General features: G+C 67.4%; 15 protein-coding genes. 4 read left to right on the top strand and 11 right to left on the bottom strand.

The genetic code is table 11. The features are described 5' to 3' along the window. Positions 1-9 precede the first annotated feature (9 nt). From ychF to ACTIF2_RS14175, 10 genes are all read right to left on the bottom strand, one after another. Positions 10-1107, bottom strand: coding sequence for a redox-regulated ATPase YchF (ychF, locus tag ACTIF2_RS14220; RefSeq protein WP_439497740.1), 1098 nt, complete (start codon positions 1105-1107; stop codon positions 10-12). 17 nt (positions 1108-1124) lie between these two features. Continuing rightward, positions 1125-1496, bottom strand: a complete 372-nt coding sequence (locus ACTIF2_RS14215; RefSeq protein WP_439497739.1) for a PIN domain-containing protein — start codon at positions 1494-1496, stop codon at positions 1125-1127. Further along, positions 1456-1782, bottom strand: a complete 327-nt coding sequence (locus tag ACTIF2_RS14210; RefSeq protein WP_439497738.1) for a ribbon-helix-helix domain-containing protein — start codon at positions 1780-1782, stop codon at positions 1456-1458. The genes ACTIF2_RS14215 and ACTIF2_RS14210 overlap by 41 nt, the downstream gene beginning before the upstream one ends. A 53-nt stretch (positions 1783-1835) precedes the next feature. Continuing rightward, positions 1836-2450 (bottom strand): aminoacyl-tRNA hydrolase, encoded by a 615-nt coding sequence (pth, locus tag ACTIF2_RS14205; protein ID WP_439497737.1) that lies wholly within the window; start codon positions 2448-2450, stop codon positions 1836-1838. Between the two features lie 95 nt (positions 2451-2545). Beyond that, positions 2546-3181 carry a 50S ribosomal protein L25/general stress protein Ctc gene (locus ACTIF2_RS14200; RefSeq protein ID WP_439497736.1) on the bottom strand — a complete coding sequence of 212 codons (636 nt, stop codon included), beginning with the start codon at positions 3179-3181 and terminating at the stop codon, positions 2546-2548. Between the two features lie 149 nt (positions 3182-3330). After that, on the bottom strand, positions 3331-3894 hold the full coding sequence (locus ACTIF2_RS14195) for a VUT family protein (RefSeq protein WP_439497735.1): 564 nt from the start codon (positions 3892-3894) through the stop codon (positions 3331-3333). Beyond that, complete coding sequence (gene queC, locus ACTIF2_RS14190) at positions 3884-4609, bottom strand: 7-cyano-7-deazaguanine synthase QueC (protein WP_439497734.1); 726 nt, start codon at positions 4607-4609, stop codon at positions 3884-3886. The genes ACTIF2_RS14195 and queC overlap by 11 nt, the downstream gene beginning before the upstream one ends. Before the next feature lie 155 nt (positions 4610-4764). Further along, positions 4765-5706, bottom strand: coding sequence for a ribose-phosphate pyrophosphokinase (locus ACTIF2_RS14185; RefSeq protein ID WP_439497733.1), 942 nt, complete (start codon positions 5704-5706; stop codon positions 4765-4767). A gap of 158 nt (positions 5707-5864) precedes the next feature. Beyond that, on the bottom strand, positions 5865-6425 hold the full coding sequence (locus ACTIF2_RS14180) for a hypothetical protein (protein ID WP_439497732.1): 561 nt from the start codon (positions 6423-6425) through the stop codon (positions 5865-5867). A 68-nt stretch (positions 6426-6493) separates the two neighbouring features. Further along, complete coding sequence (locus tag ACTIF2_RS14175) at positions 6494-7645, bottom strand: M24 family metallopeptidase (protein WP_439497731.1); 1152 nt, start codon at positions 7643-7645, stop codon at positions 6494-6496. Positions 7646-7872: 227 nt separating this feature from the next. Here ACTIF2_RS14175 and ACTIF2_RS14170 point away from each other — a divergent pair, with 227 nt between their 5' ends. The 4 genes from ACTIF2_RS14170 (at position 7873) to ACTIF2_RS14155 (ending at position 10681) form a co-directional block, all read left to right on the top strand. Beyond that, positions 7873-8133: an accessory factor UbiK family protein gene (locus ACTIF2_RS14170; protein WP_439497730.1), complete on the top strand. Its 261-nt coding sequence runs from the start codon at positions 7873-7875 to the stop codon at positions 8131-8133. Positions 8134-8416: 283 nt separating this feature from the next. Beyond that, entirely contained in the window at positions 8417-8923 is a 507-nt protein-coding gene (locus ACTIF2_RS14165; RefSeq protein WP_439497729.1) for a type III secretion system chaperone family protein, read from the top strand. A gap of 108 nt (positions 8924-9031) precedes the next feature. Then, a complete protein-coding gene (proC, locus tag ACTIF2_RS14160) occupies positions 9032-9853 on the top strand; it encodes a pyrroline-5-carboxylate reductase (protein WP_439497728.1) in 822 nt (273 codons plus the stop codon). A gap of 66 nt (positions 9854-9919) precedes the next feature. Then, positions 9920-10681, top strand: a complete 762-nt coding sequence (locus tag ACTIF2_RS14155) for a TetR/AcrR family transcriptional regulator (protein ID WP_439497727.1) — start codon at positions 9920-9922, stop codon at positions 10679-10681. A gap of 167 nt (positions 10682-10848) precedes the next feature. On the opposite strand, the gene ACTIF2_RS14150 is transcribed toward ACTIF2_RS14155, so the two are convergent. Then, positions 10849-11160, bottom strand: coding sequence for a hypothetical protein (locus ACTIF2_RS14150; RefSeq protein ID WP_439497726.1), 312 nt, complete (start codon positions 11158-11160; stop codon positions 10849-10851). Between the last annotated feature and the right edge of the window lie 111 nt (positions 11161-11271).

Raw genomic sequence — 11271 nt, 5'->3', positions numbered from 1 at the left:
ATGTCCGGCTCAGTTGGCGAAGCGGAAATGCAGCACGTCGCCATCGGCGACGACATAGTCCTTGCCTTCGAGCCGGAACTTGCCGGCATCGCGCGCGCCGCTCTCGCCCTTGTGGGCGATGTAGTCGGGATAGGCGATGGTCTCGGCCCGGATATAGCCCTTCTCGAAATCGCTGTGGATCACGCCGGCCGCCGCGGGACCCTTGGTGCCCTTCTCGATCGTCCAGGCGCGGGCCTCCTTGGGGCCGACGGTGAAATAGGTGACGAGCTTGAGCAGCGCGTAGCCGGCGCGGATGACCCGGTTGAGGCCCGGCTCGGCGAGCCCGACCGCGTCGAGATAGTCCGTCTGCTCCTCGGCCGGCAGCACGGCGATCTCGCTCTCGATCTTGGCCGAGACCACGACGGCGATGGCGCCTTCCTCGGCGGCGCGCGTCTTCACCTCCTCGGAGAAGGCGTTGCCCTTGTCGGCGCTCGCCTCCTCGACATTGCAGACATAGAGCACGGGCTTGGAGGAGAGCAGGCCGAGCATCTCGAAGGCCTTGCGCTCCTCGGCCGCCACCTGCACCAGGCGCGCCGGCTTGCCCTCGCGCAGCAGGACGAGGCAGCGGTTCATCAGCTCGGCCGCCTCCTTGGCCTCCTTGTCGCCGGACTTCGCCTTCTTCTCCAGCGGCTGGACGCGCTTCTCGAGGCTTTCGAGATCGGCGAGCATCAGCTCGGTCTCGATGATCTCGATATCGTCGACCGGCGAAACCTTGCCCTCGACATGGGTGATGTCGCCGTCCTCGAAGCAGCGCACGACATGGGCGATGGCGTCGCATTCGCGGATATTGGCGAGGAACTGGTTGCCGAGGCCTTCGCCCTTCGAGGCGCCGCGCACGAGGCCTGCAATATCGACGAAGGTCAGCCGCGTGGGGATGATCTCCTTAGAGCCCGCGATCACCGCGAGCTTCTCGAGCCGGTCGTCAGGCACCGCGACGTCGCCGACATTCGGCTCGATCGTGCAGAACGGGTAATTCGCCGCCTGCGCGGCCGCCGTCTGCGTCAGCGCGTTGAAGAGGGTCGACTTGCCGACATTCGGCAGGCCGACGATACCGCATTTGAAACCCATGATGGTCTTTCGCAGAATCAGGTGGTGAGGACGGTTTCGATCGCCGTCGTGAATGGGTTGAGAATGGTCAGATCGCCAATCCGCTGGCCGCGTGCAAGGTCCTCCGAAAGAAAGACATCGCAGCCATAGGCGAGCGCGGCCGCGATCAGGGTCGAATCGAAGAAGGAGAAGCGGTAACGCGCGTGGAGAGACAGGCCGTCGAGGCAGGTTGTCGCGGTGAGCGGCGCCTTGCACCAGGGTTGCATCGCAAAGAGGAAGTTCGCCAACTCGTCCCTGGTCACGTGTGGAAACTTGCGCAGGATATTGTAGGCGAACTCGTTCATGACCTGCGGGCTGATGACCAGCAGGTCACGCGCCGCGAGTGCGGCGATCCAGTTCTGCGCGATCATCTGCTTCTGAGGATCCTGCGGATCCTTCAGATACAGCATCACGTTCGTGTCGACGAAACAGGCGTTCGTCATAAAGCTCCCCGCGTCCTTGCCAGGAGGCCGCCAGGCCAGGCAAATCCGGCCCCGCCAGAAATACGTCCAGCGCCTCGCGCTGCGTCATTGTCCGGCCGACGCGCTGCTCGATCAGCTCGGCAGTGAACTTCGACATGCTCTTGCCTTCCTTGGCGGCCTCGACCCGCAGGCGCGAGAGCGTGGCTTCGGGAAGGGTTATCGTCACGTGTTTCATCGTGGCCTCGTCCGTGCAGACTGGCCATGATATCGTGTTTCCGTGTTTTCGTGTCAATCACCCGCCTTCTCGCCCAACCGCTTCACGGCGCCATGGCCGCGGGCGTCCATGAAGAGATGGACCTTGTTCTGGAAGCCGGCATCGTCGCCGGCGGCGAGCAGGGCGGCGAAGTCGGCGCAGGCCGTGCAGAGGTCCTCGACCCAGGGCTGCTCGGCCTTGCCGAAATCATTGAGCACATAGGGGTGGACCAGCGCCTTGTCGCCCGGATGGCCGATGCCCATCCGCACGCGACGATAGTCGTTGCCGAGCGCGGCGGTCAGCGAGCGCAGGCCGTTATGGCCGGCATTGCCACCGCCGAGCTTGACCCTGAGCTTGGCCGGAGCGAGGTCGAGCTCGTCATGGAAGGCGACGATATCGGCCGGCGCGATCTTGAAGAAGCGCGCTGCCTCGCCGACGGCGCGGCCGGATTCGTTCATATAGGTCTGCGGCTTCAGCAGGATGACCCGCTCGCCGGCGATCGTCGCCTCGGCGACGTCGCCCTGGAAGCGCGAGCGCCAGGGCGAAGCGCGGTGCGCGCGGGCGATCGTGTCCAGCGCCATGAAGCCGATATTGTGGCGGTTGCGGGCGTAGCGCTGGCCGGGATTTCCAAGACCGGCAAAGAGCAGCATGGGATGTCACTCCGGCAGGCGTGCGCCTCAAAGCAAGACGGCCGGGGAAACCCGGCCGTCGCTGGCGTTTGGCAAGGCGGCCAGGTAGGGCCGGCTCACTCCTTCGGCTTGGCCTCGGCGGCCGGCTCGGCCTCTTCAGTGGCTTCGGCGGTCTCGTCGACCTCCGCGGCCATCGGCGGCACGATGGTGACGAGCGTGGCGTCGGTGCCGATCGTCAGCGTGGCGCCTTCCGGCAGCTTGATCGCATCGGCATGCACCGAGGCGCCGATATCGAGGCCGGCGACCGAGATGTCGAGCGCTTCCGGGATGTTCTCGGGAGCGACGTCGATCTCGACGGCGTGCTCGATGATCTGGAGCGTGCCGCCATTCTTCAGGCCGGGGCAGGCGTCCTGGCCGACGACGTGCACCGGCACCATGACCTTGATGGTCTGGCCGGCGGCGACGCGCAGGAAGTCGACGTGAATCGGGAAATCCTTGACCGGGTCGAGCTGGTAGTCGCGCGGAATGACGCGCTCCTTCTTGCCGTCGACACTGATCTCGAAGAGCGTGGTCAGGAAATGGCCGCCATAGATCATCAGGCGGGTCTGATTGGCGTTGAGCGCGATCGCCTGGGGGGCTTCGCCCGCACCATAGATCACGGCAGGAGTCTGGCCTTGACGACGTACTGCCCGGGCGGCCCCCTTGCCGACCTGGGTGCGCGCCGAAGCCTCGATTTGCTTCACGGCGGTCATGATGAAAGTCCTCGTTTCTCGAAAAGACACGGCCGCCCGATGGCGGCCGTCTTGGTCTCGCGCCCTTGCCTCCAAGGGTGTCAGTCGGGCGCGAGGAGGCTCATAGGCGAAAACGCGCCAAAGCTCAACCCGAGACGCAACTCTCGAGCTTACGCCGGGAGCAGGCCCAGCCGCTCGTCGCGTCGGCGCAGCAGATGCATCAGCGGCAGCGCCAGCAGCACCATCCAGGCCTTGCCGATGACCTGGCCGGCGAGGAAGTCGAGGCTGCCGAAGGCGAGCCAGAGGAAGACGATGCTGTCGATGACGAGGCCGACCAGGCTGGAGGCGATCACCGCGGTGACGAAGCGGCGGCGCTGCAGCGGTGTATAGACCGCGAAATCCGCGAGCTCGGAGAGCAGGAAGGCCGCAACCGAGGCGACGACGATCGCCGGCGGCGCAAGGAAGCCGGAGATCGCGGCGCCGACGAGGATCGCGCCGAGCCCGACCAGCGGGCCGAGCCGGCGCTGGACGATGTCGCGCAGCACCAGGGCGAGGCCGATCATCAGGACGCCGCTCGGCGCCTTGATGCCCGGCCAGACCGGCACGAGGCAGGGGCCGTTCGGCACGCAGACGGTGCCGGCATTGCCGATCAGCCAGTTGGCGGCGGGGATGGTGAGCGCGAAGAGGACGAGGGCGATCAGCCCTTCGGTCCGGCGCTGCTGGTCACGAGTCATGGGATGGTCCGCTGTCGTCCGGTGAGTAGAGATAGGCCGCGTAGCCCCTGGCGCGCAGCTCGCAGGCCGGGCAGGTTCCGCAACCATAGCCCCAGTCATGGCGTTTGGTTCGGTCGCCGAGATAGCAGCTATGGCTGTCCTCGACCACCAGATCGAGCAGCGGCTGGCCACCGAGCGCGCGGGCGAGCGCGAAGGTCTGCGCCTTGTCGCGCCACATCAGCGGCGTGTGCAGCACGAGCCGCCGGTCGAGCCCGAGCCCGAGCGCGACCTGCATCGCCTTGATCGTGTCGTCGCGGCAGTCGGGATAGCCGGAATAGTCGGTCTCGCAGACGCCGAGCACGATGTGCCTGGCATGGCGGCGATAGGCCAGCGCGGCGGCGAAGGTCAGGAAGATCAGGTTGCGGCCGGGCACGAAGGTCGTCGGCAGGCCGGCATCGGTGAATGCGATCTCGCTGTCGCGGGTCAGCGCGGTGTCGGAGATCGCGCCGAGCGCGGCGAGATCGAGCATGTGGTCGGGGCCGAGGCGCTTGGAAAGCTCCGGAGCGACAGCCGGTAGGCGGTCGCGGATCGTGTCGCGACAGGCGAGCTCGACGCGGTGGCGCTGGCCGTAATCGAAGCCGACGGTCTCGACGCTGTCGAAGCGCGCGAGCGCCCAGGCGAGGGCGACGGTGGAATCCTGGCCGCCTGAGAACAGGACGAGGGCGCGAGAGGTCATGGCTGGCCCATTCTCAGCCCTCATCCTGAGGAGCGGCCGCAAGGCCGCGTCTCGAAGGATGGTCCAGATGGTTCCGCAATCTCCTGGAGCATCCTTCGCGACGCCGCGTTCCGCGGCTCCTCAGGATGAGGGCTGTGGAAAGAAGCACCAGGCGCTCAATCGAACAGGCTGGAGACGCTCGATTCGCTCGCGGTGCGCTCGATCGCCTCGCCCATCAGATTGGCGATGGAGATGACGCGGATGTTGCGCGCCACCTTCACCGCCTCGGTCGGCATGATCGAATCGGTGATCACCAGCTCCTTGAGCTTGGAGGAGGCGATGCGCGCCACCGCGCCGCCCGAGAGCACGCCATGGGTGATATAGGCGTAGACCTCCTTGGCACCCTGATCGAGCAGGGCCTCGGCGGCGTTCACCAGCGTGCCGCCGGAATCGACGATGTCGTCGAGCAGGATGCAGGAGCGGCCCTCGACCGAGCCGATGATGTTCATCACCTCCGACTCGCCCGGCCGGTCGCGGCGCTTGTCGACGATGGCGAGCTGGGCATCGATGCGCTTGGCGAGCGCGCGGGCCCGGACGACGCCGCCGACATCGGGCGAGACGACCATGGCGTTGCGCCAGTCGAGCCTGTCCTTGATGTCGCGCGCCATCAGCGGCGCGCCGAACAGGTTATCGGTGGGAATGTCGAAGAAGCCCTGGATCTGGCCGGCATGGAGATCGAGCGTCAGCACGCGGTCGACGCCGGCATGGGTGATCAGGTTGGCGACGAGCTTGGCCGAGATCGGCGTGCGGCCCGAGGCGCGCCTGTCCTGCCTGGCATAGCCGAAATAGGGGATCACCGCCGTGATGCGCCGGGCCGAGGAGCGGCGCAGCGCATCGGTGATGATCAGGAGCTCCATCAGATGGTCGTTGGTCGGGAAGGAGGTCGACTGGATGACGAAGACATCCTGGCCGCGGACATTCTCCTGGATCTCGACGAAGACCTCCATGTCGGCGAAGCGCCTGACGGAGGCCTTGGCGAGCGGGATGTCCAGGGAGGCGCAGATCGCTTCGGCGAGCGGCCGGTTGGAGTTGCCGGCGACGACTTTGAAAGAGGGCATGCCGGGGCGCACCGTGAGCATTGGCTGGGCTCGAGCCAGGAGAAGCTGGCTCAATTCGCAGGGCTCATAACAGCGACATGACAATGAGTCGACTGTTGCACTGCGAAAACGACCCGCAATGCCCGTCTATCCGCACCGCGCTCAGCGGGACGCGGCGCTCACGATGGCTTGTCGGTCTCCGCCGAGGCCGTCTTCGTCCTGGTTTTGGTCTTGGTCTTCTTGGAATCGGCTGCCGGCGTATCTGACTCGGGGGCGCTGACGAGGAAGGTCGCGATCGCGTCCATCGAATCGGAGGCTGCCCTGGCGACGATCGTCTGGTCGATGCCGGCCCAGGGATCGCCGCCGCCGCCGCGCTTGCCGAGGCTCTCGCCCTGGACGCGCTGGGCGCGCTTCTTGCTGGCGTCATAGACGTCCCAGACGAAGGCGAGCGCCGTCTGGCCGTCTTCCGTCGGCTGGGCGGTGAGATAGCCGCGCACCCGGAAGCGGGCCGGCTTGTCGCCCGGGACGATCTCCATCTTGCGCTCGGCCGCGGCCTCGCCCAGCAGGCTGGCGAAATTGGTGGTGACCTGGTCGGGCGCGCCCGAAATGCTCTGGACCGAGACCGGCACGCCCGGCGCGTCGACGCGCGGCCGCGAAGCGGTCGAGGTGGTTTCCTGGCAGCCTGCGAGCGCAAGCGCGAAAGCTGACCCCAGAACGAGGCCATTCAAACGACCGGACATGACGCCTCCCGCCTTTTTTGCGTACGGGTTGGGTTTGCTTCGAGATTCCCTGCGTGCCCCTTGTAGGGTCAACGGATCGCGAGGTCCAGATCGGGCAGGTTGACGGCCTCGGCGCTGCTGTCTCCGACCAGATAGGTGCGGCCCAGGCACATCGCGGTCTCGGTCGCGGAATCCATCAGGATCATGTGGGCGAACATCACCATGCCCGGCTCGATCGGCCAGTCATTGCCTTCGTAGAACATCGGCCAGTCCATCCAGCTCGGCGTGAACTTGGCGCCCAACGAATAGCCGCAGGCGTTGAGGCGGTGCTGCGACAGGCCATGCTCGTCGAAGACCCGCGCATGGGCGGCGAAGACGTCGCCGGCGCTGCGGCCGGGCTTCAGCTCGGCCTCGCAGGCGAGCAGTGCTGCCTTGGCCGCCGCGTGATAGCTCAGATGCAGTGGGCGCGGCTCGCCGATCACGACGGTGCGCATGATCGCCGCGTGGTAATGCCGGTCGACGCCGGCGAATTCGAGCGTGATCTGGTCCTGCGCGTCGAGCGTCCTGCGGCCGGCCTTGTAGCGGCAGAGCAGGGCGTCGCGGCCGGAGCCGATGATGAACTCGTTGGCGGGGTAATCGCCGCCGCCCGCGAAGATCGCCTCGTGCTGCGCCGCCAGGATCTCGCCCTCGTCGGCGCCCGCCCGGATCAGGTCGAGCGCCGCCCTGTCGGCCGCATCGGAAAGCACGGCGGCGCGGCGGACATAGGCGATCTCCTCCTGCGATTTCACCGAACGCAGGCGCGTCACGATGGCCGAGGCGTCGAGAAGGGGGCTGATCCCGGAGAAGGCGGCGTCGAGCTTGCGGCCATTGGCGGCGACGAGCCCGTAGGATTCGAACTCGACACCGATGCGCTTGCCGGCGAGGCCAAGGTCGCGCGCCAGCGCGAGCAGATCATTCGCCGGATTGGCGTCCCTGCCGTCCTTCCAGACGCGGATATCGCTCAGGTTCGAGGTGTGCTGGGCCTGGCGCAAATCGGCGGAGCGGGTCAGCAGCGCCATCGTGCCGTCCGCCTTCACCACCAGGCACTGGAAGAAGCAGAAGCCGAAGGTGTCGTAGCCGGTCAGCCAGAACATCGATTCCTGCTGGAACAGGAAGAGCGCGTCGAGCCTCTCCCTGCCCATGGCGGCGAGCAGCGCAGCGCGGCGGCGGGCGAATTCGGCGGGCGTGAAATGCAAGGCCATGCGCAGCGACTCCAGGCGTTGGGCAGGACCACGGCATAGCGCGCGCTCGCCGTCATTGCGAGGAGCGTAAGCGACGAAGCAATCCAGGAGGGTTCGCTCCGCGGCTCTGGATTGCTTCGCTTCGCTCGCAATGACGGCAAACGGGCTCGCCCCGATTGCGGGCGGGCGCTTCGCCGCCCATATCCGACGTGCTACTGAGCGCCGACATCCGGCCCTGGAGAACGATGATGGTCACGACCACGAACCGCATTCTCGACGACCTCGCCCGTCTGGTGACCGACGCTGCCGGCGCCGCGCAAGGCGTGCGCCGCGAGGTCGAGACCGTGGCGCGCACGCAGATCGACCGGCTGCTGCGCGAGATGGACGTCGTGACGCGCGAGGAATTCGAGGCCGTGCGCGAGATGGCGCTGCTGGCGCGCGAGGAGAACGACAAGCTGGCGGCGCGGCTCGCCGTGCTCGAGGCGGCCCAGGGCAAGGGCAAGGGCTGAAGCATCGGAACTTCCGGCTGTGGACAGCGGCCGGCGGGGATTGAGCCCGCCCCCCGAATCCGCAGAGCCTGCATCCCGTGTTGGGAGCGTCATCGCGCCTGCGCTATCGTCGAAGGAGAGGTGATTCGTCGGTTGGTCCCGTCCCGCGGGGCTGCCGCCGATCCGGGGGCTGCATCAGCGGTCTTCGCAGTCGTGTTGCGTCCCGCGCTTCCCCGTCGCCGTGTTCCCGTTCTCGAACGAGCCGGACCTGCATTCCGCGGGCATCGGCAGTTGGACCCTGGGCATGATGGACCTTGATCTGGACGCCGAAATCGACCGGCCCTCCAATCCTCTCGATCTGATCGAACGACTCGCAGCTCTCAACAACTGGACCTTCGATCGCGACAGCGACGATGAACTCTCCGTCTCCGTCACCGGCGGCTGGTCGGAATACCATGTCGCGATCACCTGGCTCTCCGAGGTCGAGGCGATCCATATCGCCTGCGCCTTCGACCTGAAGGTGCCGGACCGCCGGCGCGATGAGGTGCTGCGGCTGGTCAGCCTCGTCAACGAGCAGCTCTGGCTCGGCCATTTCGACCTGTGGAGCTCGGAAAACGTGGTGATGTACCGCCATGCGCTCCTGCTGTCGGGCGGGGCGGAGCCGACCGACGAACAGGCGGCGGCGCTGATCAAGGCGGCGATCGATTCCTGCGAGCGCTATTTCCAGGCGTTCCAGTTCGTCGTCTGGGCCGGCAAGAGCGCCCGCGAGGGGCTCGAGGGCGCGATGCTGGAGACGGTCGGCGAGGCGTGAGCGGCCGCCTCCGTCATGCCCGGGCTTGACCCGGGCATCTCTTGCCGGTTTCTGGTCCAGAGATGCTCGGCTTGCCGCCGGGCATGATGTTCCGGAGAGAGGCCCGCCATGTCCAGTCCGCTGCCGCAAACGCTCGTCCTCATCGGTGCGGGCAAGATGGGCGGCGCCATGCTGGAAGGCTGGCTGCGCATCGGCATGGATCCGGCCGGCATCACCCTGATCGACCCGAAGCCGTCGGACGAGATGGCGACGCTCGCCGCTGAGAAGGGCATGGCGCTCAACCCGGAGGCCCGGAGCGTGCCGCCGACGGAGGTCCTGGTCCTCGCCACCAAGCCGCAGATGCTCGATACGGCAGCGCCTTCGGTCCAGGCCTTCATCCAGCCGAAGACGCTGCTGATCTCGATCCTGGCCGGCAAGACGCTCGGTGATCTCTCGGCCCGGCTGCCCAATGCGACGGCGATCATCCGGGCCATGCCGAACCTGCCGGCATCCGTGCAGCGCGGCGTCACTGCTGCCGCGGCCGGGCCGGGCGTCAGCGCGGCGCAGCGGGCGATGGCGGATGCGCTGCTCGGCAGCATCGGCAAGGTCGAATGGCTCGGCGACGAGGGGCTGATCGACGCGGTGACGGCCGTTTCGGGCTCGGGGCCGGCCTATGTCTTCCATCTCGTCGAATGCCTGGCGGCCGCGGGCGTCGCGGCCGGGCTTCCGGCCGAGACCGCCGAGCGGCTGGCGCGGGCGACGATCGAGGGCGCGGGCGAGATGCTCTACCAGTCGCCGCTGCCGCCTGCGACGCTGCGCCAGAACGTGACCTCGCCGGGCGGGACGACGGCGGCCGCGCTCGAAGTGCTGATGGCCGATAACGGCATGGCGCCGCTGATGCGCCGCGCCGTGGCTGCTGCCAAGCGTCGCGCCGAGGAGCTTTCCGGCTGATCGGCCTTTCATAGGCCGCGTTCCGGGCCTACCTTTCCCTCATCGCTTTGCGAAAGGAGAGGTCCGATGGCCCGTAAACCCGCTTCCCCCAAAGCAGCTCCGCCCAAAGCAGCTCCACCGCCTGCGAGCGCGCCTGCTGATCCGCGCAAGGGCGTGGTCGATGCCCTGTTCAGGCTGGCGGCCTCGCGCCCCTGGGGCGAGATCGAGCTCGGCGAGATCGCGACCGAAGCCGGGATCTCGCTTGTGACTTTGCGCGGTCTTTTCCCGTCAAAGCTCGCCATCCTCGGCGGCCTGACGCGCATCGTCGACGATGCCGTGCTCGCCGGCCAGTCCGACGACCTCGTCGGGGAGCCGGCGCGCGAGCGGATGTTCGATCTCGTCATGCGCCGGCTCGATGCGCTGGCGCCCTACAAGGCCGGCCTGCGCCGCATCATGCCGGCGGTCCGGCGCGATCCGATGACGCTTGCCGCGCTCAATCGCGGCGCGATCAATTCCTGGCGCTACATGCTGGCCTCGGCCGGGATCGCGACGGAGGATGCGCTCGGCGGCGTGCGCGTGCAGGGCGCGGTCCTGCTCATGGCCCGCGTCGCCGAGGTCTGGCTCGACGATGACGAGCCGGAGCTGTCACGCACCATGGCGCGGCTGGACCGCGAGCTGAAGACGGCAGGCTGGGTCCTGTCCCGGGCCGAGGACATCCACCGGCTCACCGCTCCGTTGCGGGGCCTGGCCCGGGCGTTCTGCGGCGCCCGCCCGCGCGTGCGCCGCAGGGAGCGCGGCGAGAGCCGTCACGGCGGCGAGGACAACGAGGATTTCGCGCCGGCGATCTAGAGAAGGCCGTGATCTAACGGAACCGGAGCCCCGTCATCCCGGACAAGCCGCTTCAGCGGCGCCGCTCCGGGATCCATCGTAAGGCTCAGTGCTTTACGATGGATCCCGGCGCTCCGCTTCGCTGCTGCCGGGATGACGCCGCTTCAATCAGAAAACAGTGCGGCCCCCTACTCGATGTTGCCGCGCTTGGGGCCGAAGCCGTCGATATAGCAGCGGCACGGCGCGCCGCGCGGTGAGGCCGGCGCCTCGCAGGAGCCTCGCGAGGTGATGCACATGTCGCCGAAGCGACGCTCGCGATAAGGGCGATCGTAGCCCCGGTCATAGCCATAGCGCGGCGGCGGACGATCATAACCCCCGCCACGATCGTAATCGTAGCGCGGCGGGCGGTTATAGGGGTCGTAATACTGAGCGTTCGCGGCCGCTGCGGGAAGCAGCGCCGAGGCGACCACCGCTGTGAGGAACAGGTTTTTGAGCAGCATCGGTGCGCCCTCCTTTCCGGGGGGATTGGTACGTCACTGCGGATGAACGAACGCTGACGGAGACTGTTCCGGCCGATTGAACGCGCCGGCTGGGCGGGCATGGCGAAATAT

Origin of the sequence: Allobosea sp., assembly GCF_051860145.1 — a bacterium.
Lineage (GTDB): Bacteria > Pseudomonadota > Alphaproteobacteria > Rhizobiales > Beijerinckiaceae > Allobosea.
The sequence above is the reverse complement of the archived record's forward strand: the minus strand, read 5'-3'. Positions and strand labels throughout refer to the sequence as shown.